This is a genomic window from Chromobacterium sp. LK11, from assembly GCF_001043705.1.
Lineage (GTDB): Bacteria > Pseudomonadota > Gammaproteobacteria > Burkholderiales > Chromobacteriaceae > Chromobacterium > Chromobacterium alkanivorans.
Genome location: NZ_LDUR01000009.1, coordinates 1 through 25424, shown reverse-complemented (window position 1 = coordinate 25424; position 25424 = coordinate 1). Strand labels below are relative to the sequence as shown.

At 58.7% G+C, this 25424-nt stretch carries 21 protein-coding genes and 1 other RNA gene; 16 read left to right on the top strand and 6 right to left on the bottom strand.

Translation table 11 applies throughout. From position 1 onward, the window contains the following. The first annotated feature begins 1 nt into the window (after nt 1). The 15 genes from VK98_RS04720 to rfbC all read left to right on the top strand — a co-directional run bounded on the left by VK98_RS04720 (nt 2) and on the right by rfbC (nt 16454). Nucleotides 2-775, top strand: a complete 774-nt coding sequence (locus tag VK98_RS04720; RefSeq protein WP_048412946.1) for an ABC transporter permease — start codon at nt 2-4, stop codon at nt 773-775. Further along, nucleotides 772-1443, top strand: coding sequence for an ABC transporter ATP-binding protein (locus tag VK98_RS04715; RefSeq protein WP_048412945.1), 672 nt, complete (start codon nt 772-774; stop codon nt 1441-1443). The genes VK98_RS04720 and VK98_RS04715 overlap by 4 nt, the downstream gene beginning before the upstream one ends. Next, nucleotides 1427-2545, top strand: a complete 1119-nt coding sequence (locus VK98_RS04710) for a hypothetical protein (RefSeq protein ID WP_197082963.1) — start codon at nt 1427-1429, stop codon at nt 2543-2545. The genes VK98_RS04715 and VK98_RS04710 overlap by 17 nt, the downstream gene beginning before the upstream one ends. A gap of 163 nt (nt 2546-2708) precedes the next feature. Then, nucleotides 2709-3815 carry a polysaccharide biosynthesis/export family protein gene (locus tag VK98_RS04705; protein ID WP_197082962.1) on the top strand — a complete coding sequence of 369 codons (1107 nt, stop codon included), beginning with the start codon at nt 2709-2711 and terminating at the stop codon, nt 3813-3815. Beyond that, nucleotides 3778-4206: an SLBB domain-containing protein gene (locus VK98_RS24000; protein ID WP_197082961.1), complete on the top strand. Its 429-nt coding sequence runs from the start codon at nt 3778-3780 to the stop codon at nt 4204-4206. Before VK98_RS04705 ends, VK98_RS24000 begins: the two co-directional genes overlap by 38 nt. Beyond that, entirely contained in the window at nt 4203-5273 is a 1071-nt protein-coding gene (locus VK98_RS23210; protein WP_082158754.1) for a stealth family protein, read from the top strand. Before VK98_RS24000 ends, VK98_RS23210 begins: the two co-directional genes overlap by 4 nt. A gap of 44 nt (nt 5274-5317) precedes the next feature. Next, complete coding sequence (locus VK98_RS23205; protein ID WP_082158753.1) at nt 5318-7603, top strand: CDP-glycerol glycerophosphotransferase family protein; 2286 nt, start codon at nt 5318-5320, stop codon at nt 7601-7603. A 39-nt stretch (nt 7604-7642) separates the two neighbouring features. Then, a complete protein-coding gene (locus VK98_RS23200; RefSeq protein ID WP_082158752.1) occupies nt 7643-8644 on the top strand; it encodes an acyltransferase in 1002 nt (333 codons plus the stop codon). Then, a complete protein-coding gene (gene galU, locus VK98_RS04695; protein WP_048412943.1) occupies nt 8628-9500 on the top strand; it encodes a UTP--glucose-1-phosphate uridylyltransferase GalU in 873 nt (290 codons plus the stop codon). Before VK98_RS23200 ends, galU begins: the two co-directional genes overlap by 17 nt. Further along, nucleotides 9497-11539: a capsular polysaccharide biosynthesis protein gene (locus tag VK98_RS04690; protein ID WP_048412942.1), complete on the top strand. Its 2043-nt coding sequence runs from the start codon at nt 9497-9499 to the stop codon at nt 11537-11539. The genes galU and VK98_RS04690 overlap by 4 nt, the downstream gene beginning before the upstream one ends. Before the next feature lie 10 nt (nt 11540-11549). Then, nucleotides 11550-12782, top strand: coding sequence for a capsule biosynthesis protein (locus tag VK98_RS04685; protein ID WP_048412941.1), 1233 nt, complete (start codon nt 11550-11552; stop codon nt 12780-12782). A gap of 245 nt (nt 12783-13027) precedes the next feature. Next, nucleotides 13028-14089 carry a dTDP-glucose 4,6-dehydratase gene (gene rfbB, locus VK98_RS04680; RefSeq protein ID WP_048412940.1) on the top strand — a complete coding sequence of 354 codons (1062 nt, stop codon included), beginning with the start codon at nt 13028-13030 and terminating at the stop codon, nt 14087-14089. Beyond that, nucleotides 14082-15008 (top strand): dTDP-4-dehydrorhamnose reductase, encoded by a 927-nt coding sequence (gene rfbD, locus VK98_RS04675; RefSeq protein ID WP_048412939.1) that lies wholly within the window; start codon nt 14082-14084, stop codon nt 15006-15008. The genes rfbB and rfbD overlap by 8 nt, the downstream gene beginning before the upstream one ends. Next, complete coding sequence (rfbA, locus tag VK98_RS04670) at nt 15005-15892, top strand: glucose-1-phosphate thymidylyltransferase RfbA (RefSeq protein WP_048412938.1); 888 nt, start codon at nt 15005-15007, stop codon at nt 15890-15892. Before rfbD ends, rfbA begins: the two co-directional genes overlap by 4 nt. A gap of 16 nt (nt 15893-15908) precedes the next feature. Continuing rightward, entirely contained in the window at nt 15909-16454 is a 546-nt protein-coding gene (gene rfbC / locus VK98_RS04665) for a dTDP-4-dehydrorhamnose 3,5-epimerase (protein ID WP_048412937.1), read from the top strand. Between the two features lie 69 nt (nt 16455-16523). Here the strand turns inward: rfbC and purD are convergent, their stop codons facing one another. The 6 genes from purD to rnpB all read right to left on the bottom strand — a co-directional run bounded on the left by purD (nt 16524) and on the right by rnpB (nt 22032). Continuing rightward, nucleotides 16524-17801, bottom strand: coding sequence for a phosphoribosylamine--glycine ligase (purD, locus tag VK98_RS04660; protein ID WP_048412936.1), 1278 nt, complete (start codon nt 17799-17801; stop codon nt 16524-16526). A gap of 53 nt (nt 17802-17854) precedes the next feature. Then, the gene (gene pagP / locus VK98_RS04655; protein WP_039754322.1) at nt 17855-18415 is read right to left on the bottom strand and encodes a lipid IV(A) palmitoyltransferase PagP; all 561 of its coding nucleotides are present in this window, start codon (nt 18413-18415) and stop codon (nt 17855-17857) included. Nucleotides 18416-18479: 64 nt separating this feature from the next. Continuing rightward, nucleotides 18480-20057, bottom strand: a complete 1578-nt coding sequence (gene purH, locus VK98_RS04650; protein ID WP_048412935.1) for a bifunctional phosphoribosylaminoimidazolecarboxamide formyltransferase/IMP cyclohydrolase — start codon at nt 20055-20057, stop codon at nt 18480-18482. Nucleotides 20058-20130: 73 nt separating this feature from the next. Continuing rightward, nucleotides 20131-20367 carry a DNA-binding transcriptional regulator Fis gene (fis, locus tag VK98_RS04645; protein ID WP_019100932.1) on the bottom strand — a complete coding sequence of 79 codons (237 nt, stop codon included), beginning with the start codon at nt 20365-20367 and terminating at the stop codon, nt 20131-20133. Nucleotides 20368-20397: 30 nt separating this feature from the next. After that, a complete protein-coding gene (dusB, locus tag VK98_RS04640; RefSeq protein WP_048412934.1) occupies nt 20398-21441 on the bottom strand; it encodes a tRNA dihydrouridine synthase DusB in 1044 nt (347 codons plus the stop codon). A 127-nt stretch (nt 21442-21568) separates the two neighbouring features. Further along, nucleotides 21569-22032, bottom strand: an RNA gene (gene rnpB / locus VK98_RS22690) — RNase P RNA component class A. Nucleotides 22033-22138: 106 nt separating this feature from the next. Here rnpB and VK98_RS04635 point away from each other — a divergent pair. Then, nucleotides 22139-25318: an EAL domain-containing protein gene (locus VK98_RS04635; RefSeq protein ID WP_048412933.1), complete on the top strand. Its 3180-nt coding sequence runs from the start codon at nt 22139-22141 to the stop codon at nt 25316-25318. Nucleotides 25319-25424 lie beyond the last annotated feature (106 nt).

Genomic DNA, 25424 nt, shown 5'->3' with positions numbered 1-25424 from the left:
TATGCGCAGCGGCTTCGACATCATGCGCGCCACCGTGCACGCGCTACTGCTGAGAGAATTGAAAACCCGCTTCGGCGAGTATCGGCTGGGCTATCTATGGGCGTTGCTGGAGCCGGCTGCGCATATGGCCATCCTGTTGCTGGTGCTTGGCTTCATCATGCGCCGCGCAATGCCCGGCGTTTCGTTTCCGGTCTTCCTGATCAGCGGCATCGTGCCCTATATGCTGTTCAACAATATCGCCCTGCGCTCCTTGAACGCCATAGAAGCGAATCGCGGCCTGTTCAGCTACCGCCCGGTACGCCCGCTAGACGCGGTGCTTACTCGCGCCTTGCTTGAAAGCCTGATCTACGCGCTGGTTTACGCCATGCTGATGGTCTGTCTATGGTTTGCCGGCGAAACCCTCCGATTAGGCAGTTTGCCGCTGTTTACCACGGCCTGGCTGCTGCTGAGCTTGCTGGCCCTGGCCTGGGGCATGGTCTACATGGTTCTGGGGCATGCGTTCAAGATCGCCAACAAACTATTGCCCATCCTGATGAAGCCGCTTTACTTCATCAGCGGGGTCATGTTTCCCCCCAGCCTGATCCCCGCCGAATACCGCTGGCTGGTGGAGTGGAATCCCCTGCTGCATGCCTTTGAATTGATACGGCACGCGGTCATTCCCGGCTACCCACTGAACGACTCCAGCCTGGCCAAACTATCCGCCTGGACTCTGGCTCTGCTGTTTGCCGGCTTATCACTCTATAAAGGCCGGGAACCGGCCATGTTGCGCTCATGATCCAAATACACAAACTCAACAAGTCCTACAAGACGCCAAATGGACGGTTCCATGTCTTCAAAGACCTGAACCTCGCGATCCCGTCCAATGTCAGCGTCGGCCTGATCGGCCGCAACGGCGCAGGCAAATCAACCTTGCTCCGCATCATCGGCGGCATGGATCGCCCGGACAGCGGCAATGTCGTCACCCGACACAAAATCTCCTGGCCGGTGGGCTTGGCCACGGGCTTTCAAGGCAGCATGACCGGACGTGAAAACGTCAAATTCGTCGCGCGGCTCTATGCCCGCAAACACGAGCTAAACGACAAGGTCGCTTTTGTCGAGGACTTCGCCGAGTTGGGCAACTATTTCGACATGCCGATCAAGACCTATTCCTCCGGCATGCGCTCCAGGCTTGGTTTTGCCCTGTCGATGGCCTTCCCCTTCGATTACTACCTGGTCGACGAAGTCACCGCGGTGGGCGATGCCGCCTTCAAACGCAAAAGCGCGGCGCTGATGCAAGAGCGCCGGCGGCACAGCCAGTTCCTGATGGTGTCCCACTCCATGTCCGAGCTGAAGAAATTCTGCGACGCCGGGCTATTGCTAGGCCGCTCCCAAGTCCGCTATTTCCAGCGCATTGACGACGCCATTCAGGCCTACCGGGAAGAAGAAGATGTTGAAGTGGTTTGACCGTTTCTTGCCCCAAATCCCGTTTGCGCGCCTTATCTCGCCATGGGTCTGCATCGTTCTGCCGCTGGCGCTATGCGGCGGATACTATTCCCTGATCGCCCAGGATCGCTACGTCAGCGAATCCAAAGTCATCGTCAAACGCTCCGGCGACGGCAGCGGGGATCTCAACCTTGGCACTCTGTTAGGCGCCGGCGCCTCAACGGCCCGGGAAGACGCCATGCTGTTGCAGCAATACATCCATTCTCCGGACATGCTGCAACAACTGGAAGCACGGCTGGCATTCAAGAAAGCGTTCGACGCCGCCGGACTTGACTGGCCGCATAGGCTATCCGAATCGGCCAGCAGAGAAGACACGCTGGCCTTCTATCGCGGCAAGGTCGCTGTCCAGTTCGACGATAAGACTTCTTTGCTGACGATAAGCAGCCAAGGCTTCACCCCTCAGTTCGCCCAGGGCCTGAACCTCGCCATCCTGCAAGAAAGTGAGCGTTTCATCAATGGACTGTCGCAAGCCATCAGTCGCAATGAGCTTGCCTTTGCCCAACAAGAGACCGAACGCGCCTATCAAAGTCTGAACACGGCCAAAGAGGCCTTGCTGAAGTATCAGAACAGCCATGGCCAACTCGATCCTATCGCCCAGGCCCAGGCGGCAGGCCAGCTGCTGGCGGAGCTACAGGCCAAGCAGGCGCAATTGGAGGCCGAATTGCGCAATTTGCAAAGCTATCTGCAAAGCGACGCCCCCCAGATCACGGCTCTGGCCGGCGCGCTGGCGGCGCTGAAAGCCCAGATTCTCCATGAAAAAAGCAAGCTGGCCGCTCCTGAGGACGGACGGCTAAACCGTCAAGCCGCCCAGTATCAGGAACTGAAGGCCAAAGTCGATTTTCAGGCCGACCTGTACAAGCTGGCGCTGACCGCTCTGGAGAAAAGCCGCGTGGAAGCCAGCCACAAGCGCAAGAGCCTCGCCGTCGTGACCTCGCCGCAACTGGCCGAAGATGCGGAATACCCGCGCAAACTTTATACCCTGGCCACGCTGTTGATCGTCTGCGGCCTGCTTTACGGCAGCGCTCGCCTGGCCATGTCCATCATCGAAGACCACAAGATTTAGCCCCACTATGCAACGCGCCAAGCTCTTCCCACTTCTCTGCCTGGTCTTGGGCCAGGCCCATGCGGTTTCCCTGTTGTCCAGCACGCAGGCGGAGCCGGAGCCGCTCTCGCGGCAACAAGCCGCCGAGCTCCCAGCGCCGGCTACGTCGCAGGAGGTCCCATTCATGGTCCCCCCGCAGCCGCCTGGCCGCATGTTCGGCTCGCAACTCTTTGGCGGCGCCTTCCGCAATAGCGCGGGCCAGGGCTTCAACCCCAACTATCAGCTCAGCATCGGTGATCGCATCGCGCTGCGCCTGTGGGGCGCCTTCAACTTCGACGCGCAGCTGCTCGTCGACCCCCAGGGCAATATCTTCATTCCGAACATCGGTCCTGTGCCGGTCGCCGGCATCCGCAACGGCGAACTGAACGCAGCAGTCTCAAGCCGCGTGCGCCGCGTCTACAAAGCCAATGTCAACATTTACGCGGCGCTGGACGTCGCCCAGCCGGTCAAGGTCTTCGTCACCGGTTTCGTCAAGCAACCCGGCCTCTATGGCGGCATTGCCGCAGACAGCGTGCTCAGCTATCTGGACAAGGCAGGCGGTGTCGACGCCGAGCGCGGCAGCTATGTCGACATTCAGATCAAGCGCGGCGACATCCTGCGCCAACGCGTCAACCTTTACGATTTCCTGCTTCAGGGCAGGATGGATATGGTGCAGTTCTCCGATGGCGACGTCATCGTGGTTGGCCCGCGCCAACATACCTTCTCAGTCAGCGGTCAGGTATTCAACGCCTATGACTTCGAATTCGGGCAGAGCAGCATCAGCCTGCAACAAGCCTTGCAAGTCTCTCGCCCCAAGCCCGGCGCCACCCACGCCAGCATCATCCGTCGCCAAGGCACGCAGAAGCGCAGCGAATACTACCCGCTGGAACAGGCTGAGAACGTGGTTCTGCAGGACGGGGACCAGTTGCTGATCAGCGCTGACCGCTACGCCGGCACCATCCAGGTGCGAGTGGAAGGCGCCCATTCCGGTGAACACGCCATCGTACTGCCTTACGGCGCCAGCATGGCCGACGTGCTGGCCAAGATTCACCAACAGCATGTCTCGGGTGGACGCGCTACAGCTGTTCCGCAAATCTGTGGCCGAACAGCAGAAAACCATGCTGACCTTGTCCTTGCAAAAACTGCAAGAAACCGCGTTCTCCGCTCGTTCCTCCACCAAGGAAGAGGCGGACCTGCGCACCCGCGAAGCCGAATTGATCGAACGCTTCATCTCCAAGGCCAGCAAGGTTGAACCACGTGGACAGGTCGTGCTTGACGAGAAAAACCTGCCGACCACTCTGCTGGAAGATGGCGATGTCATCAGAATACCCGAAAAAACCAGCGTCGTTATGATCCATGGCGACGTGCTGTTTCCCAACGCCGTCAATTGGCAAGTAGGTCTGACTGTAAGCGACTACATCGCACGCGTCGGCGGCTACAACCAAACTGCGGATAAGTCCCGATTAGTCTTGATGAAGCAAAACGGCAGCGCTCTCCCTGTCGGTGAACGCGCCCAAGTGGATGCCGGTGACGAAGTCATGGTCATGCCTAAGCTCGAAACCAAGAATATTGAAATAACACGCGGCATTACGCAGATTCTTTACCAGATCGCAGTAGCGGCGAAAGTGATTTTCAATCTATGAGAAAACTAAAGAAATTGCTACGGCATCCCGGTCTTTTTGTTCGAGACTATCTCAACAAAAAATATCCAATCATTCGCAACGAGATCGCCTGTCCGCAAGATGAAGAAACCATCTTGCTCAAGCACGACTTGGCACTGGAAAGCTTGCTGGACAATACATTGGAAATTGATGTGGTCTTTACTTGGGTCAACGGTGACGACCCCCAGTGGCAAGCCCGCCGCACAAAAACATTGGCAAGCTATAGCCCTGAACACCTAGGGCTATACGCCAACGATCCTGCCCGCTTCAACAATCATGACGAACTGCGATATTCCCTGTACAGCGTTCAGACTTACCTTCCATGGGTTCGCCGCATTTACATCATCACTGACCAACAATGCCCAGAATGGCTGACTCCAAATAACCGTGTCCGCGTAATAGACCATCAGGATCTGATATCAGCCTGTTACCTGCCTACCTTCAACTCTCATGTGATTGAAGCGCACTTGCACCGTATTCCTGAGTTAAGCGAACACTTCATTTATTTCAACGATGATGTTTTTGTCGCACGTCCACTTCCCCCCGGTCATTTTTTTCGTAGCAACGGCATCGCATCACTTTTCCTATCACACAAAAGCCTCAAGGCCATGTGGGCACGAGGTATATCGACACCAACTTTACATGCTGCCACGCAGTGTGCCGCATTATTGGAAATGACATTTGGCTTAAAAGTAGACACCCCTCTCATTCATAGCTACATACCTTTAAGAAAAAGCACATTTGAAGAATCATGGCACCTATTTAATTATCAAATTCTTCAATTTCTTAACAACCGATTTCGGCAAAACAATGATTTAAATTTAGCAACCTTTCTTGTGCCTTGGCTAATGTACACCCAAGCTCAGGCGTCGCCAGCTAGAGACATTTGCTATTATTTCAATATAAACTCCGCGAGTGCAAATTCTTTTTGGCTAGAATTAAAAAAAAGAAAAGGAACACCATACTCACCTCATTCATTTTGCGCAAATGACTTCAACTCCCAAGCAAATAAACATCACCTTGCCATCAAGCAATACTGGCAATCGTAGCATACTTTATATTCCATTAAATCACCATTATTCCGGACCATAAAATGAACTACGCAATCTCCGTCATCATCCCCGTATACAATGTGGAAAAATACATTGCCAAATGTCTAGACTCCGTTATTTCTCAAAAACTAGAAGGTCGTCCAGCAGAAGAGTGCATCGAAATTATCGTCGTAGATGATGGCACACCTGACGACTCCATAAATATCATTAAACAGTACGTTCGAAAATATAAAAATATAACACTATTACGGCAACCCAACTCCGGGCAATCCTCAGCCCGAAACAATGCATTAAAAATTGCCAGCGGCGAGTACATCTACTTCCTGGATTCTGACGACTTACTTCCACCCAATGCGCTAACACCGTTGTATAAATTAGCAAAAGAAACTCAATCTGAAGTCGTCATTGCACAAAGTAAGGCTTTCAACAATAGACGTAGCTGGTTCATTGATGATCATGCCGAAGTTGCAAGTGCGGCATTCCGAAAGGTCAAATTCACTCATAGATCCATATTAATAAAAACAAGTCCACCATGGGCAAAGCTATTCAAGAAAAAACTTATAGAAAAATACAACATTACTTTTCCTGAAGGGATCAAACTAGCTGAGGACTGGATTTTTGTCATCCATGCACTGTATCGTGCAAATCACATTTCGACAACTCCAGACATTACCTATCTCTACCAAGGTAGAGACGATGAAAACAACCCTTCGTGTACACAAATTGTCAATGAAAAGGTTTTCAACGACTTACTCATTGTTTACGATCTAACCAAGCAATTCAATCTGCCTGACCCTCAAATTCGATATATAAAGATTTTTATATTAAAAAGTTTACTATATCGACTGGGAAAGTTTTCAAAGGACAATAGCTTTACAGTCACAAAACCTATCTACAAGTCTATTAGAAATTTCATAAAGAACGAAATTGGTTATTCAATGATAGGTATATTTACTCCTGAACGGCGCTTATTACTCACTTTGATATTTCATGGTTTTTACAGTGAGGCTTATCGGGTTGCAAACGAGAAACTGCAGAGAAGCTGTTTGAGACGAGGCAAGAAAATAAACGACACCACTATCATAAAAGATTACTTAAGCATAGTAAGAAAAAAGCGACTCACTCTAACAAGAAAAATAAAAACCAATATTCTAAACATATACCGCTTACTAGGATGGTGGTTAAAATTCAATATCGCAAAATTCATTGCGGTCAAGTCCGTACAGAAGAAAAATATCGTCTTAGTTGGAGAGCGCCTTGGCCAAACTGCAAACGACACCAGCTACTACTATTTCAAACACACGCAAGAAAAAAAATCCACCGATTTAGAGCACTACTTCGTCATAGAAAAAAATGCCGAAACAATAAAAAATTTGGCTCCATACAAAAACGTTGTCCACTATGGCAGTTTGAAGCATTTTATTATTTTTCACAAAGCCGCCGCCTATATATTTAGTGACTCTATGAGAGATATATTGCATCAATGGAGGCGCGTCAGCCATCAATTTTCCGACAAAAAGAAAGTATTTTTACAACATGGAGTATTCGCCACCAACCGTGCCAAAGGTTATTACGACAAAAATTCTATGCAAAGAAGAAATGAACTACCTGATAGGTTTATTGTCAGTTCCGATTTTGAAAAAAAACTCATTTGTGAGCAGTTTGGATTTGAGAACAGTGAAGTATCCGTGACTGGTTTATCAAGATTTGACAGCCTGCCAAAATTCAGAAAAAAAACAAACAATCAAATTTTAATATTATTGACGTGGCGAGACTGGCTATCCCAAAAAAACGCTACCGAGTTCGAAAAATCTCAGTATTTCAAAAAAGTATACGAGTTGACAACGCATCCAAAATTAATTTCATTCATCCAAACTCATAAAACAAAAATAATTATGTGTTTGCATCACAAGATGGACAAGCATCTCAACATGCTCGACAAAAGCACTGAAATAGAAATGGTGCAAATGAACAACACTGACATTCAAAAGCTAATTATAAACTCCGACTTAATGGTGACAGATTACTCATCCGCATCATTTGACATGCTATATCAAAAGAAACCAGTCCTCTTTTATTGGTTCGATCAGCAACAATTTTTTGCCTCTCGTGGAGGGCCTTTAGTATGCCCTATCAATGGCATACCTGGCCCTATATTCAACAATGCCAACGACTTAATAGAAACCATCATAGCGTATAAGAGTAATAATTTTAAAATCTCTGAAGCGCAATTACGCACTTCCCGTAAATTTTTTTCACACATAGACAACAATAACTCTATGCGCATAGAAAAAACCGTTTCCGGCTTAATACTAGAGCACACCTAAATTTAATTTTTAATTACATCAATCACTATACAAAACACTATGACAACCATAAAATCATTTTCAAACCTCCCAGCCAATATATCCATTGGAATCAATTGCAAAATAGAGCATGGCCACATCGAAATTGACACCAACAGTCACTTTGAATGCGGTGATGGCTTTATTTTAAATGGATTCATTTCAATAAAAGAAAACAGTTTTGTCAAATTTGGCAACGCTTGTAAAATCAAAGGCAGCTTCAATGCTTCTCAATCATCAAAAATAGAAATCGGCCATGGACTTGTCTGCAACGGCAACGTATCCATAACGGCACGGGAATGTAGCGACATAAACATTGGAAACGACTGTTTATTCGACAACACAATAATCAGCACAACTGATTTTCACAGCATATTCGACTTGCAAACCGGCACTCGATTAAATTTTGCCAAATCTATAAAAATTAAAAATAGGGTATGGGCTGCAAAAAACAGCATGATATTAAAAGGCTGCACGATTGGTTCTGACTGCGTGGTTTCCACAGGTGCTATCGTTACTCGCTCTCATGAGAGCAACTGTGTTATTGCTGGACAACCTGCACAGACCATCAAGCATGGCATTGTTTGGAGCCGAGCACTCTGTCATCATGCACCGCTACAATTTGAAGATGATTTCTCAATATCAAATTTCCTCTCTGACTCTCAAAACAAAAAATATAAAAGTGCAATCTCACAAGGAATTAAATATATTCATTTATGGAGAGAATGCTCCATTGAAAATTATTCCATATTTTATTATTTGGCCTGCGCCATATATTACGAACATCTGCGCACCAACTCAAAAACAATCATTAATGGAATACTCGTCACACGTCAAGACATCTATTCTATTTTCAAACTATGTTTTGAAATATCTAAAAACAGCAATATCCCTGCTGGTGCGTTCACCATTGCTTTAGGTGAAAGCATCAACATGGACACGACCATTGAGCAATCAATCATTGAAAAAAACAACACGGGCAAATCATTACTATATAGGTTAAAGCATGAAATCAAAAATTAGAAAAGCCATTTTTCCCGTCGCAGGTATGGGCACTCGCTTTTTACCTGCCACCAAGGCCAGCCCCAAGGAAATGCTGCCGATTGTCGACAAGCCGCTAATTCAATACGCGGTGGAGGAGGCCATTGCAGCCGGCATGACTGAGCTGATTTTCATTACCGGCCGCAACAAGCGGAGCATCGAAGACCATTTCGACAAAGCTTACGAGCTGGAAACCGAACTGGAGCTGCGCAACAAACACAAACTTTTGTCACTGGCACAAGATATCCTGCCACCGCAGGTCTCCTGTCTATATATTCGCCAAGCCGAGGCACTAGGACTGGGGCATGCCGTATTGTGCGCACAGCCAGCGGTAGGCAATGAACCATTTGCCGTGATTCTGGCGGATGACCTGATAGACAGCGAGCCCGGTGCCTTGGCACAAATGGTAAAGCTATATGAACAGCACCCCACCTCCATCCTGGGCGTGGAAAACGTGCCGCGCGAAGCCACAAGTTCTTACGGCATTGTGGAAACATCCATGCAGGATGAGGGCGTGCGACGTATCACCGGCATTGTGGAAAAACCTCACCCCTCCGTAGCACCCTCCACCCTGGCCGTGGTGGGACGTTATATCCTGACCCCAAGTATTTTTGACAAGCTCAGACACCTTAAACCCGGAGTCGGCGGTGAAATTCAGCTGACCGACGGTATTGCCGCACTAATAAAGAATGAGCCTGTATTAGCGCTCCAGCTGGAAGGAATTCGCTATGATTGCGGCTCCAAACTGGGTTATCTGCAGGCTACGGTCAACTTTGGCTTGAAACATCCAGAGACGCATCAAGCCTTCTCTGCTTTTCTGGCTGAAAACCAACAGTGACAATTGCCATTCTTTCGCCCGGCATTGCCCGCATTCCCTATCTCAGGGAACTGATCGGCCAACCGGTATGCCATTGCCGCCGCTGGTCGCCGCAACCCGCAGCCAGTTCCCTAACGGCCGTAGCCGGCTGGGGCTTACGCTCATCCACTCGTCGCGCCCGCGCCTTTGCACAAAGATGTGGCCTGCCCTATATCGCGCTGGAAGACGGCTTCCTGCGCTCGCTCGGCCTCGGCGTCAACGGCGAGCCGCCGGTGTCGCTGCTGATCGACGAGCTAGGCATCTACTACGACGCCACCCGCCCATCTCAATTGGAACAGCTGATTGCTTCGACATCGCTATCCGACTCCGAGCAGCAGGACGCTCAAAGCGGTCTGGAACGGATGCGCCGTGACCGGCTTTCCAAATACAACCACGCACCAACTATTGCCCTGCCTCCACGAAGCGGACGCCCGCGCGTGCTGGTGCTGGATCAAACCAAAGGCGACGTGTCCGTGCGACTGGGCGGTGCGGACACATGCACTTTTCAAGCCATGCTGGAAGCCGCCTACCGCGAGCATCCCGCAGCGGAAATCTGGGTAAAAACGCATCCCGACGTGATCGCCGGCAAAAAACGAGGCTATCTGCCTCTCTCTCCGCCCGACGTGAAGTTGATCGCTGAGGACGCCTGTCCCCAATCGCTGCTGTCCCAGGTGGATGTGGTCTACACCGCCACCTCGCACATGGGCTTCGAAGCCTTGATCGCCGGCTGCCAGGTCGTCTGCTTCGGCATGCCGTGGTATGCGGGCTGGGGGCTGACCGATGACCGCCACCCGGAAATGCCCACGCTGAAGCTGCGCCGGTACTGTCGCCGGACCTTGGAGGAGCTGTTTCACGCCGCCTATCTGCAATACGCCCGCTACATTCATCCGGAAACCGGGGAACCCGGCACCTTCTTCGACGTGGCGGAGTGGATTCATCTAAACCGGAGCTTGCGGCAGCAAACCGGCGGCGTGCTGTGGTGCATCGGCATGAGCTGGTGGAAACGCGCGGTGGTGTGGCCCTTCCTGAAGCACCCCGGCAACCAAGTCCGCTTTATCTCGAAACCAGGCAAGCTGCCGCCGCGGCTTCCTCCAGACAGCAAGCTGGTGGCCTGGGGCATGGCGCCGGACGCCGCCTCTCTGGCGGCGCGGCATGGCTTGCCTTTGCTGAGGATGGAGGACGGCTTTGTACGCTCGCGGGGACTGGGCTCCGATTTGCAGCCGCCCTTGTCCGTGGTGGTGGACGACGCCGGCCTCTATTACGCCCCAACGCCGGCCTCGCGCCTGGAACGCTTGCTCTGCGAACTCGAGCTGGACCCGCAGCAGCTTCTTCGCGCCCAACGCCTCAGATTACGGCTGTTGGAGCTGCGACTCAGCAAATACAATGTGGGCGCGGCGTTCGAGCTCGCCGCAGCGGCCACCGGGAAAACCATAGTCCTGGTTCCCGGCCAAGTGGAAGACGACGCCTCCCTCCGCGAAGCCTCCCCTTGGCTCAACAGCAATCTGTCGCTGCTGCGGGAGGTACGCCGGCTGCGGCCGCACGCCTGGTTGATCTACAAACCGCATCCCGATGTCTCGTCCGGCAACCGGCATGGGGCGGTCTCCGAGCAGGAGCTTGCCTGCTTGGCGGACCAAGTGGCGGACAACGCCGACATCATTGCCTGCCTGAGCGTCGCGCACGAAGTCCACACCATGACCTCCCAGGCCGGTTTCGAAGCCCTGCTGCGCGGCAAGCCGGTACATTGCTACGGCATGCCCTTCTACGCCGGCTGGGGCCTGACTCACGATCATCTGCCCATCCCCCATAGACAACGCCGGCTCACGCTGGAGCAGTTGGTCTACGGCGTGTTGATTGCCTATCCCCGTTACGTGATCCCGGGCCAGCCGGGCTTCGCCAGAGCCGAAGCCGTGGTTGAACACCTATGGCGGCGCAAACAGCAACTCAAGCCTGGACGCACCCGCTCGCACTGGCTGGCGAGACAGTGGCGCAAGGGTCTGGGTCTGTTGCGTACCTTGCATTGAGCGCCGCCCCATGCTCGCCGCTCAAGCCTTGCTCTCCCATCAACGCCTGCTGCTCTTGCAAGGGCCGATGGGCAACTTCTTCAACCAGTTGGCCAGTTGGCTGCGCCGCCATGGCGTGCACGTGACCAAAATCAACTTCAACGGCGGAGACCGGCTTTATCACCGGCGGCTGAACGCCACCGACTACCGCGGACAGCCGGAGGATTTCGCCGCCTGGCTGCAGGCGTTTTTACTGGCCCATCGCATCGACGCCGTCGTCTGTTTCGGCGATTGCCGCCATTACCACCGCGTGGCGGCCCAAGTCTGCAAGGAATGGGCATTGGCCTTCTACGCCTTCGAAGAAGGCTATCTGCGGCCCGACTACATCACCCTGGAGCAGGACGGAGTCAACGCCCACTCCCGTCTGGCCGCCAATCCGACCGCGATGCTGCGCTATGAGGCAGGCAAACTCACGGCCCCCGAGCCCACCAGGGCCTCCTTTCGCCGGATGGCCGGCAGCGCCGCCTCCTATTATGTCGCAGCCAGGCTTTGGCGCTCGCGCTACCCGCATTATCGGCACCATAAGGATTTTTCTCCTTTCCGCGAGGGTTTCTTCTGGCTGCGCGCCGGCTGGCGCAAAGCGCTGTATCACGTGCTGGAACACAAGCTGCGCCTTCATATTCAACAGGAATGGGACCAGCGCTACTTTCTGGTTCCCTTGCAAGTTTTCAACGACAGCCAAGTGCTGTATCACAGCCCTTATCAGGATGTGCGCGACTTCATCGCGGAACTGATCTTTTCATTTGCGCAACACGCTCCCGAACATACCGCCCTGGTGTTGAAACATCATCCGCTGGATCGAGGACACAGAAACTATTCAGCCTATATCGGCGAGTTGGCGCGCAAAAATCATGTCGAATCCCGCGTGTTCTATATGCATGACGGCCATTTGCCCAGCTTGCTGAAACACAGTCTGGGCGTGGTCACCATCAATAGCACCGTCGGCTTGTCCGCCTTGCATCACGACAAGCCTTTGATCACGATGGGGCGCGCGCTCTACGATATCCCGGGTCTGACTTGCCAAACCGAACTCCATCGATTCTGGTGCAAGCCCACTCCGCCCCAAGCCAGGCTGTACCGGAAGCTACGCGCCTATCTGGTCAAACATACCCAATTGAACGGCGCTTACTTTGGTCACTCGCCTTGGTTGGAGCAACGTTTTCCCCTTGGCCCCCGCCCGGCGACGAATCAAATCCTCGGTTAGCGCTGCGCCGTCGCGCTAGGCGACGTATACGCGGCTGATTCCCGGCGCATTCCAGCCGCGGCCTGTTAGGCCTCGGCTGCCGGTTTTGCGTAAACGGGACATCACAGAAAACGTATTGAACTCCAAGGGCTTTAAACTCAGAATTGGCAATTGAGGGGCGATAAGGCCGAAAGTTCTCCATGCATGACAAACAGCCGCCCTCTCCATATCTATTTTTGAGCACGCAGCAACACTGAAAGAACAATATGAGCATTTTGGTCACTGGCGGCGCCGGCTTCATCGGCGGCAATTTCGTGCTGGACTGGCTGGCGCAGAGCGATGAACGCATCGTCAATCTCGACGCGCTCACCTATGCCGGCAATCTCGATACCCTGAAAACTCTGGAGCAGGACCCGCGCCACGCCTTCGTGCGCGGCGACATCGGCGACCGCGCACTGGTCGACGCCCTACTGGCCGAACACCAGCCGCGAGCGGTGATCAATTTCGCCGCGGAAAGCCATGTCGACCGCTCCATCCACGGCCCGGGCGATTTCATTCAGACCAATGTGGTGGGCACCTTCAATCTGCTGGAAAGCGTGCGCGGCTACTGGAACCGGCTGCCCGCCGAGGAGCGGCTCGGCTTCCGCTTGCTGCATGTGTCCACCGACGAGGTCTACGGCACGCTGGGCCTCGACGACGCGCCGTTCTCCGAGAACCACCGCTACGAGCCCAACAGCCCCTACTCCGCGTCCAAGGCAGCGTCCGACCACCTGGTGCGCGCCTGGCACCACACTTACGGCCTGCCGGTGCTGACCACCAATTGCAGCAACAACTACGGCCCCTATCATTTCCCGGAAAAGCTGATCCCGCTGGTCATCCTCAACGCGCTGGCCGGCAAGCCGCTGCCCATCTACGGCGACGGCAGCCAAGTGCGCGACTGGCTCTACGTCAAAGACCATTGCAGCGCCATCCGCCGCGTGCTGGAGGCCGGAGTTCCCGGCGAAACCTATAATGTCGGCGGCTGGAACGAGAAGACCAATCTGGACGTGGTCAAGACCATCTGCGCGCTGCTGGACGAACTGGCGCCGCACGCCGACCCGTCGCGACGCTACGCCGAGCAGATCGCCTTCGTCGCCGATCGCCCCGGCCACGACCGCCGCTACGCGATAGACGCGCGCAAGCTGGAACGCGAGCTGGGCTGGAAGCCGCAGGAAACCTTCGACAGCGGCATCCGCAAAACCGTGGCCTGGTATCTGCGACATCAGGACTGGGTCGCCAATGTCAGCAGCGGCGCCTATCGCGACTGGGTGAACCAGCACTATGGCTGAGCGCGCGCCCACCATACTGTTGACCGGGATCAACGGCCAGCTCGGCCATCGGCTGCAAACCGCGCTGGCGCCGCTGGGCGCGCTCGTCGCGCTGGGTCGGAACGAACTGGACCTGAGCCGCGCCGACAGCATCCTTGAGGCGCTGGAACGCCATCAGCCCGACATCATCGTCAACCCCGCCGCCTACACCGCGGTGGACCGCGCCGAGAGCGAGCCGGAGCAAGCCCTGGCGGTCAACGCCGCCGCGCCGGCGCTGATGGCGCAATGGGCGGCGCGACGGCAAGCGCTGCTGCTGCACTATTCCACCGACTACGTGTTCGACGGCGCCGGCGAGAGGCCCTGGCGCGAGGACGATCCGGCCCGGCCGCGCTCAGTCTACGGTCGGAGCAAATGGGAAGGCGAAGAGGCGGTGCGCGCCGCCGCGCCGCGGCATTTGATCCTGCGCACCAGTTGGGTGTTCGGCGCCCACGGCGGCAATTTCCTGAAAACCATCCTGCGTCTGGCGCAAGAGCGCGACAGCCTGAGAGTGGTGGCCGATCAGATAGGCGCTCCCACCTCCACCGCGCTGATCGCCGAAGTCACCGCGGCGCTGCTGCGCGACTATCTGCGCAATCCGGCCGGCTTCGCCTACGGCAGCTACCACCTGGCGGCGCAGGGCGAAACCAGCTGGCACGGCTACGCCCGCTTCCTGGTCGCCGAGGCCGGCAGACTAGGCTACGCGCTGCGGCTGTCGCCCGCCGACATCGCGCCAATCGCCACCGCCGACTATCCCTTGCCGGCGCCCCGTCCCGCCAACTCCCGGCTGGACTGCGCCAAGCTGCAGCAAACCTTCGGCCTCGCGCTGCCTCGCTGGGAAAGCGGCGTTGAACAAGTGCTGGCCGAACTCGGCGCCCAGCCGCAACAGAAAGACATCCAATGACTCAGGCACGCAAAGGCATCATCCTGGCCGGCGGCTCCGGCACCCGGCTCTACCCGGCCACCATTTCGGTCAGCAAGCAATTGCTGCCCATCTACGACAAGCCGATGATCTACTATCCGCTGACCACGCTGATGCTGGCCGGCATCCGCGAGATCCTGATCATCTCCACCCCGCAGGACACGCCGCGCTTCGAACAGCTGCTGGGCGACGGCGGCCAATGGGGCTTGCGGCTGCAATACGCGGTGCAGCCCAGCCCGGACGGCTTGGCCCAGGCCTTCATCATCGGCGAGGACTTTCTGGCCGGCGCGCCGTCGGCGCTGGTGCTGGGCGACAACATTTATTACGGCCACGACTTTTCCGCCTTGCTGCAAGACGCCAACGCCAAGCGCAGCGGCGCCAGCGTGTTCGCCTACCGCGTCAACGACCCGGAGCGCTACGGCGTGGTGGCCTTCGACGCCGACGGCAAGGCGCTGTCCATCGAGGAAAAACCAGCGCAGCCCAAGTCCAATTACGCGGTGACCGGCCTGTACTTCTACGACGAGCAGGTGGTGGACATCGCCAAGGCGATCAAGCCCTCGCCGCGCGGCGAACTGGAGATCACCGACGTCAACAACGTCTATTTGCAGCAGGGCCAGCTGTCGGTGCAGACCATGGGCCGCGGCTATGCCTGGCTGGACACCGGCACCCATGAATCCATGCTGGAAGCCAGCCAGTTCATCGCCACCATCGAAAGCCGTCAGGGCCTGAAAGTGGCCTGCCCGGAAGAAGTGGCCTACCGCTCCGGCTGGATAGGCGACGAGCAGGTGCGCCTACTGGCCAAACCGCTGCAGAAGACCGGCTACGGCCGCTATCTGCTGGCGATGCTGGATCAGCCGGTCTATTGATCTTGACGAGCGACACATGAACATCATCGACACCAGCATTCCCGACGTCAAAATCATCGAACCCGCCGTATTCGGCGACGAACGCGGCTTCTTTTTCGAAAGCTTCAATCAACAGCGTTTCGAAGCCGCCGTCGGCTGCGCCGCGCCCTTCGTGCAGGACAATCACAGCCGCTCGGCCAAGGGCGTGCTGCGCGGCCTGCACTACCAGCTGGCGCCGCACGCCCAGGGCAAGCTGGTGCGGGTGATCGCCGGCGAGGTCTTCGACGTCGCCGTCGACATCCGCCGCGGCTCCGCCAGTTTCGGCCAGTGGGTGGGCGCGCACCTGTCCGCCGCCAACAAGCGCCAGCTGTGGGTGCCGCCGGGCTTCGCCCACGGCTTCCTCACCCTGTCGGACAGCGCCGAGTTCCTGTACAAGACCACCGACTACTGGTTCAAGGACCTGGAACGCGCCATCGCCTGGAACGATCCGGAGCTGGCCATCGCCTGGCCGCTGGACGGCGAGCCGCAGCTGTCGCCCAAGGACGCGGCCGCGCCCGGCCTGCGCCAGGCCGAACTGGGCTGAGCGGGATCCAAGCCCGGAAATGAAAACAGCGCCGCAAGCGGCGCTGTTTCTCTATCAAACGGCAAAACGCTAATGTTTGCGGCCGATCGCGCGCGCGCCGATGTCCCGCCGCAGCTGCTTGCCTGCGAACTGGATCTGGTCGGCCAGCGCGTAAGCCTTGCCCTGCGCCATCTTGACGCTGTCGCCAAGGCCCACCGCGCACAACACCCGGCCGCCGTTGCTGCGCAGCTGCTTGTCCGCGTCCAGGCTGACGCCGGCGTGGAACACCATGCCGTCCTCGCCTTCCGGCGGCAGGCCGCTGATCAAATCGCCCTTGCGCGGCGCTTCCGGATAGCCCTCGGCCGCCAGCACCACGCCCAAGGCCACGCGTCGGTCCCATTCCGCTTCCACCTGGTTCAAGCGGCCGTTGACGCCGGCTTCCAGCAGCACGGTGAAATCGGACTTCAGCCGCGCCATGATGGGCTGGGTTTCCGGATCGCCGAAACGGCAGTTGAACTCGATGGTGTAGGGATTGCCCTGCGCGTCTATCATCAGCCCGGCGTAAAGGAAGCCGGTATAGCTGTGGCCGTCCTTTTTCATGCCCAGCACCGTGGGCAGGATGATTTCGCGCATCACCCGGTTGTGCACCGCCGGCGTCACCACCGGCGCCGGGCTGTACGCGCCCATGCCGCCGGTGTTCGGGCCCTGATCGTTGTCCAGCAGCCGTTTGTGGTCCTGGCTGGTGGCCATCGGCAGCACGTGGTCGCCGTCCACCATCACGATGAAGCTGGCCTCCTCGCCCTGCAGGAAGTCCTCGATCACCACTCGCGCGCCGGCGCTGCCCATCTTGTTGCCCACCAGCATGTCGTCGATGGCGGCGTGCGCCTCGTCCAGCGTCAGCGCCACCACCACGCCCTTGCCGGCGGCCAGGCCGTCGGCCTTGATCACGATGGGCGCGCCCTTGGCGTCGACATAGGCATGGGCGGCGGCGGCGTCGCTGAAGGTTTCATACGCGGCGGTGGGGATGCCGTGGCGCTTCATGAAGGCCTTGGCGAAATCCTTGGAGCTTTCCAACTGCGCGCAGTATTGAGTGGGGCCGAAAATCCGCAGCCCCTCGGCGCGGAAGGCGTCGACCACGCCGGCCGCCAGCGGCGCTTCCGGGCCCACCACCGTCAGTTCGATCTTCTCCTGCTTGGCGAAAGCCACCCACTCCGCCACGCTGCCGAGCTCGACGTTGGTCAGGTTGGAGTCCAGCGCGGTGCCGGCGTTGCCGGGCGCGACAAAGACCTTGGACACCCGGCGCGACTTGGCGATGCGCCAGGCCAGCGCGTGCTCGCGCCCGCCGGAGCCGATAACCAGTACTTTCATGTGCGATGCTCCACTCGTTTTTGCGGCGCGCCGCAACGCGCCGGATTCTTCACTCAACTCAACTGCCAACGCAGCCAGGCGAACAATACATTGCCGTTGTTGTGCCCGCCCGGGATATAGGTGGCCTGCAAGGCCAGCCGGCGGTATTCCACCGACACCAGCGGCAGCACCGCCGGCAGCGGCGCATAGCTGTAGTCCGAGCGCGCGGTGACGCCGGCGGTGAAGCCCGCGCCCAGCCGCCAGCCGTCCAGCGGACGCCATACTTTCTGGAAGGCGTAGCCGACGAAGGGCTCGACGTCATTGTGCGAATCGAGAAAGGCCATCGCGTACACCGCGTGCCAGTCGCCGTCGGCGTCGTAGCGATAGCGCCCCGCTCCCAGGCCCCACGGCCGTTCGTTGAACTGCTGGATCTTCTCTCTATCGTAGAAGGCGCGGTTGTGCCACGTCACCGCCGGCACGTACAGCTCATACTGGTCGGAACGCCAGGCCGCCTCGATATTGGCGCGGCCGCGTTGCCAGAAACCTTGCGACTCGGCGGCGGACTCTTCGGCCCGCGCCGTCAGACTGCCGAACGCCAACAAGCCGGCGCCCAGCCAACAGACAATTGCTCTCATCGAAAAACAACAAACCCATGCAAAGAAGCCGGCATGCCGGCCTCCTCCGGTTAATCGGAACCACTCAGTGGCGGAAGTGACGCACCCCGGTGAGCACCATCGCGATGCCGTGCTCGTCGGCGGCGGCGAACACTTCCTCGTCGCGCATCGAACCGCCTGGCTGGATGATGGCCTTGATTCCCTGCTCGGCGATCACGTCGATGCCGTCGCGGAACGGGAAGAAGGCGTCGGACGACGCCACCGCGCCCTGCAGGCTCAAGCCGGCGTCGGCCGCCTTGCGCGCGGCGATGCGGGTGGAGTCGACGCGGCTCATCTGACCGGCGCCGATACCGGCAGTCTGACCATTTTTACAGAAAACAATTGCATTCGACTTCACATATTTGGCCACGCGCCAGGCGAACAGCAGATCGGACAGCTCCTGCGGCGACGGTTGACGCTGGGTCACCACCCGCAACTCGTCCAGGCCCACATTGCGAATGTCCGGCGTCTGCACCAGCACGCCGCCGCCGACGCGCTTCAGTTCGAAGCGGTTGGCGCCGGCTTCCAGCGGGATTTCCAGCACGCGCACGTTTTTCTTGGCGGCGATGACGGCCTTGGCCTCCTCGGTGAAGGACGGCGCGATCAATACCTCCAGGAATTGGCCGGTCACCGCTTCCACCGTGGCGGCGTCCACCGGGCGGTTGAAGGCGATGATGCCGCCGAAGGCGCTGGTGGTGTCGGTGGCGAAGGCCAGCCGGTAGGCGCTGAGCGTGTCGCCCGCAGCCGCCACGCCGCAGGGGTTAGCGTGCTTGACGATGACGCAGGCGGTGTCGTCGAAGGTCTTCACCGCCTCCCAGGCCGCGTCGGCGTCGGCGATATTGTTGTAGGACAGTTCCTTGCCCTGCAGCTGGCGGTAATTGGCGATGGAGCCGGCCGCCGGATCCAGATCGCGGTAGAAGGCGGCCGCCTGGTGCGGGTTCTCGCCGTAACGCATGTCCTGCACTTTGACGAACTGGGCGTTGAGGCGTTTGGGGAAGGCCACGCGTTCCGGCTTGCCCGCCAGCGCGCCGTCGGCCAGGCTGGTTAGGTAGTTGGAAATCGCGCCGTCGTAGGCGGCGGTGTGGGTGAAGGCCTTCTTGGCCAGCTCGAAGCGGGTGGCCTTGGACAAGGCGCCGCCGTTGGCGCGCATTTCCTCGGCCAGCGCCGCGTAGTCTGCGGCGTCGGTGACGATGGCCACGTGCGCCCAGTTCTTGGCGGCGGAACGCACCATGGTCGGCCCGCCGATGTCGATGTTCTCGATCGCGTCTTCCAGCGCGCAGTCCGGATTGGCGATGGTGGCTTCGAACGGGTAGAGATTGACGCAGACCAGATCGATGTTGCCGATCTCATGCTCGGCCATCTTGGCCACGTGTTCCGGCAGGTCGCGGCGGCCCAGGATGCCGCCGTGCACTTTCGGGTGCAGGGTCTTGACCCGGCCGTCCAGCATTTCCGGGAAGCCGGTGTAGTCGGACACCTCGGTCACCGGCACGCCGGCGTCGGCCAGCAGCTTGGCGGTGCCGCCGGTGGACAGGATGTGCACGCCTTGGGAGGCCAGGGCCTGGGCGAATTCCAGAATGCCGCTCTTGTCGGAGACGCTGATCAGCGCGCGTTCGATTTTGCTCATGGTTCTCTACCGCGTTAACTAAAAAGAAACACAAAAAAAACCGGCCACCCTGTTCGGTATGGCCGGTTTGTCTTCATATCAAATCATAAGACTTCATCTTTTTGCGCAGGGTGTTGCGGTTCAATCCCAGCAACTCCGCCGCCCGGGTCTGATTGCCCTGGGTGTGTATCAGCACCACCTCGAGCAATGGCTTTTCCACGCAAGCCAACACCATGTCGTAGATGGCGGAGGGGTTCTCGCCATCCAGGTCCCTGAAATACTGTTCCATCGCCAGCCTCACCGACTGCGAGATATGGTCATTGTTCTGCATGGTTATTATTCTGTCCAAGTCTGATTGGAATTAGCCATCCACCACCGTCTCCGGGTCGTGGTCCAACGCTTCCCCTGCGCCATCCAAATACACCAGCCGTTCGGAGTCCCCGGCCAAACGGTCGAAATAGGCCGCCACGGCCAAGCGCTGCTCCGCCGTAGACTCGAGTTGGTACATCTGCTGGCGGAACGCGTTGCCGCCCTGCAGTCCCTTGGTGTACCAGGCGATGTGCTTGCGGGCGATGCGGCAGCCCGAGTATTCGCCGTAAAACTGGTATAGCTCATCCAGATGCCCCAGCAAGAGCTGGCGAATCTCGCTCACTTCCGGCGGCGGCAGGCATTCGCCGTTCTCCAGAAAATGCTGGATTTCGCGGAAAATCCACGGCCGGCCCTGAGCCGCCCGTCCTATCATGATGGCATCGGCGCCGGTATGTTCCAGCACCCACTGTGCTTTCTGCGGGGTATCGATGTCGCCGTTGGCGATCAGCGGAATCCGGATCTGCCGCTTCACCTCGCGTATCGTGTCGTACTCGGCCGCGCCGCGGTACATGTCTTCGCGGGTGCGGCCGTGCAAGGCCAGCGCGGCGATGCCGCAATCCTCGGCCAACCTGGCCACCCGCAAGGCGTTGCGGTGCTCCGGACTCCAGCCGGTGCGCGTCTTCAGCGTCACCGGCACGTCCACCGCCTTGACCACCGCCTCCAGAATGCGGCCCACCAGCGCCTCGTCGCGCAGCAGCGCCGAGCCGGCGGCCACATTGCACACCTTCTTGGCCGGACAGCCCATATTGATGTCGATGATCTGCGCGCCGCGCTCCACGTTGAGCCGCGCCGCCTCCGCCATCTGCGCCGGATCGGAACCGGCGATCTGCACCGAAATCGGCTCCACCTCGCCGGCGTGGTCGGCGCGGCGCAAGGTCTTGGCCGTGGTCCACAGCGCCTTGTTGGAGGTGATCATTTCCGATACCGCCATGCCGGCGCCCAATTGCTTGCACAGCATGCGGAACGGTCTATCCGTCACCCCGGCCATGGGCGCCACGATCAGCCGGTTTTTCAATGTGTACGAACCAATGCGCATGCTTGCGAAACTCTGGGATAGCTGACTGAAGGGCCGGTATTGTAAAGCTTTTTCCCAGGGACGTGGATTTTTTTTGCTTATTTTTTGAGCAAACCCCATAGCGTCAAGCCATGGGGCGCGGGGATGAGGTGGAAGTTGGCCGATAAGCCGGGTCTTGTCGTTGGACAGTCATTCCTCTAGGCCTGCCGTTACCGACAGGCTCAAGCGACCTACCCGGGGATATACGCGAGCAACGTCAATTCCCCCTATTTGGTCTTGCTCCGGATGGGGTTTTGCCTGCCGTCCGTGTTACCACGTCCGCGGTGCGCTCTTACCGCAGAATAGGGCACCACACCCTATCTGTCCGACCGGACTCTCGCCCGGCCAGTACACCTTTTCACCCTTGCCTGATCCGTCCCGCCGCTTGCGCGGCGAAATCAAGAGTCCGCGTTCTTGCGAACGCTTCCTCCGGCCATCGGCGGTTCAGCTCTCTGCGCCACTTTCCATCGCCTCACGACGTCCGGCCATTAACCGGCATCCTGCTCTGCGGAGCCCGGACTTTCCTCCCCGTCCGTTCTTGCGAACGAACGCAGCGACTGCCTGGCCAACTTCCGGGCGCCATTCTACCCGATTCCGCCCCGGCCGGCCCGACATTTTGCCATGACAAACGCGATAATCCCTTATACTGGCGGGTCCACCGAGCGATAACGACAAAAACATGGAGTTGAATCAGGCCAAGCTGTCCCGTCTGCAATTGTTTGGCACGCTCGCCATTGTGTTCATGCTGGCGCTGACCTTGTCCAGCTACTTCCTGCTGAGCAGCTGGAACGACTTCCAGACCCGCCAGCACACCATACGCCAGGACGCTTACGCGCGCGCGCGCGACTACCTGCGGTCCTACGCCGACCACGCCGCGCAAACCCTGTCCGCGCTGCGCGAACGCACCAACGACACCCTGAAGCAAAGACTGCGCGAACAGGTGGACCAGGCCTGGAACCTGGCCGACGCCATCTGGCGCCAGGAACGCCTGCGCCGCCCGCCGCATCAGGTGCAGCGGCTGATCGCGGAAGCGCTGCGGCCGCTGCGCTATTTCGACGGCCGCGGCTATTTCTTCATCGACGGCCTGGACGGCCGCTGCGTGCTGCTGCCCACCGCGCCGCAACTGGAAGGCGGCTCGCTGCTGGCCAATCGCGACGACCAGGGCCGCTACATCATGCGCGCGCTGATCGAATCGGTGGACAACCCGCAACAGCGCGGCTTCAGCTCCTACCGCTGGTACCAGCCGGGCCGCAGCGAGATGAGCGAGAAAGTCGCCTACGCCCGCCGCTTCGGCCCCTACGACTGGCTGATAGGCAGCGGCGAGTACCTGAACAACGTCGAAACCGACATGCAGAAGCAGGGCCTGGAGATGCTGGCGCGGATGCGCTTCGGCCACGACAGCGGCGACTTCATGATCATAGACCGCCACGGCGTGATCCTGCTGGACCCGTCCAACCCGGCGATGAACGGCAAGCACTACTCCGCCCTGCCCGGCGCCGACCGCGGCCGCATCGCCGAACTGATCCGCCGCGGCAAGCAGGGCGGCTTCATGGAATACCTGATCAGCAGCCTGGACGCGCCGCAGGGCGAGCGCTACTTGTCCTACGCGCGCCAGCTGCCCGGCTGGGACTGGACCCTGGTCACCAGCCTGCGCGTGCAATCCATCGAAGACAGCAGCCAGCGCGCGCGCCAGGAACTGGAGCGCAGCCTGCGCGAACGCATCGCCGCCACCTTGCTGCTGACCCTGGCGGCCCTGCTGGTCGCCGCCGCCTTCTGCTGGTGCTTCCTGCGCTGGCTCAACGCGCTGGTGCAGCGCTACCGCCAGGATCTGCAGCAAAGCCACCTGTCGCTGGAGCAGCGCTCGCGCGACCTGCGCCTCAGCCATTTCATGGTGGACAACGCCACCGACCTGATCGCGCTGCGCAACGCCGCCGGCGACATCGTCTACTGCAACCAGGCGGCGCGCCAGCGGCTGGACTGCGGCTGCGACGCCGCGGCGCTGACCCGCGCGCTGTTCCGCCCGGCCGCGGACACCCTGCCCCACACCTTCGACACCCGGCTGCAATGCTGCGGCGAGGAACAATGGCTGGAAGTCACCGTCAGCCCGCTCAACTACCAGGGCGAAGACTATCTGTGCGCCACCGGCCGCGACATCACCGCGCGCCGTCAGACCGACCGCCAGCTGCGGCTGGCCGCCAAGGTGTTCGAATCCAGCAACGAAGCCATCCTGGTCACCGACCCGGACAACCGCATCCTGGCGGTCAACCGCGCCTTCTGCGCGATCACCGGCTACGAGGAGGCCGAAGCGCTGGGCCAGACCCCGGCCCTGCTCGCCTCCGGCCGTCACGAGCCGGCCTTCTTCGAAAACATGTGGCAGCAGCTGACCCAGCGCGGCCAGTGGTCCGGCGAGATCTGGAACCGCCGCAAGAACGGCGACATCTTCCCGGAATGGCTGAACATCAGCGTGCTGCAGAACGAGCAGGGCGAAATCAGCCACTACGTGGCGCTGTTCACCGACATCTCCGAGCGCAAGGAACAGGAGGCGCGGGTGCAGCACCTGGCCGAGTACGACGCGCTGACCGACCTGCCCAACCGCGTGCTGATCAACGACCGGCTGCAGCAGGCCATCCGCCAGGCCGAGTTGCGTCAGGGCCAGCTGGCGGTGCTCTTCGTCGACCTGGACCACTTCAAGAACATCAACGACACCCTGGGCCACGGCCTGGGCGACGAGTTGCTGAAACAGGCGGCCGGCCGCCTCGGCACCGCGGTGGGCGCGCTGGACACCGTCGGCCGCACCGGCGGCGACGAGTTCGTGCTGATCCTGCCGTCCATCGACCAGCCCGGCGAAGCGGCGCAGGTGGCCGAGCGCGTGCTGGCGGCGATGCAACGCCCCTTCGACATCGGCGCCCACCAGCTCAACGTCAGTTGCAGCATAGGCATCAGCCTGATGCCCGACGACGGCCGCGATTTGCAGAACCTGCTGATGAACGCCGATCTGGCCATGTACCACGCCAAGGCGCACGGCCGCAGCACCTTCCGCTTCTACACCCGGGAAATGAACGTGGAGGTGGCCGAACGGCTGCATCTGGAAACCCGGCTGCGCCGCGCCATCGAGCACGGCGAGCTCTATCTGGTTTATCAGCCGCAATTCAATATGAGCGGCGAACGCCTGCTCGGCTGCGAAGCGCTGGTGCGCTGGCGCGACCCGGAGCACGGCCTGATCATGCCTTCCCGCTTCATTCCCATCGCCGAGGACACCGGCCTGGTGGTGCCGCTGGGACGCTGGGTGCTCGGCGAAGCCTGCCGCCAGGCGGCGCAATGGTACGACAGCGGCCTGCGCCCGGTGCGGATGGCGGTCAATGTCTCGGCGCGGCAGCTGACGCGGCCGGACTTCGTCGACGACGTGCGCGACGCGCTGCAAAGCAGCGGCCTGCCCGGCTACTGCCTGGAGATCGAAGTCACCGAAAGCACGCTGATGGAGGACGCGGACTTCGCCGCGCGCCAGCTGGCGGTGATCAAGGCGATGGGAGTGCGGCTGTCGATAGACGATTTCGGCACCGGCTACTCCAGCCTGGCCTATCTGAAGCGCTTCGCGCCGGACACCATCAAGATAGACCGCTCCTTCATCATCGACCTGCCGCAGGACGAAGAAAACGCCGCCATCGTCTCCGCCATCGTCCACCTGGCCAACGCGCTGGGCATGGACACCCTGGCCGAGGGCGTCGAACACCCGCAGCAACAGGCCTATCTGGGCAAGCTGGGCTGCTCGGCGATGCAGGGCTATCTGCTGGGCGCGCCGCTGTCCGCCGAGGCGATGGAGCAAAGGATGGATGCCTTGCGGCAGCGCCTGTCCGTCTAAGAAGCGGTTCAAGGTCTGCTGCCCTTCGTGAAGCCTTGCCGGCGAGTACCCGCTCAAAATGCTCATGCACCACTAGTACACGCCGCTTTTTCGCTAGTTTTCGCCT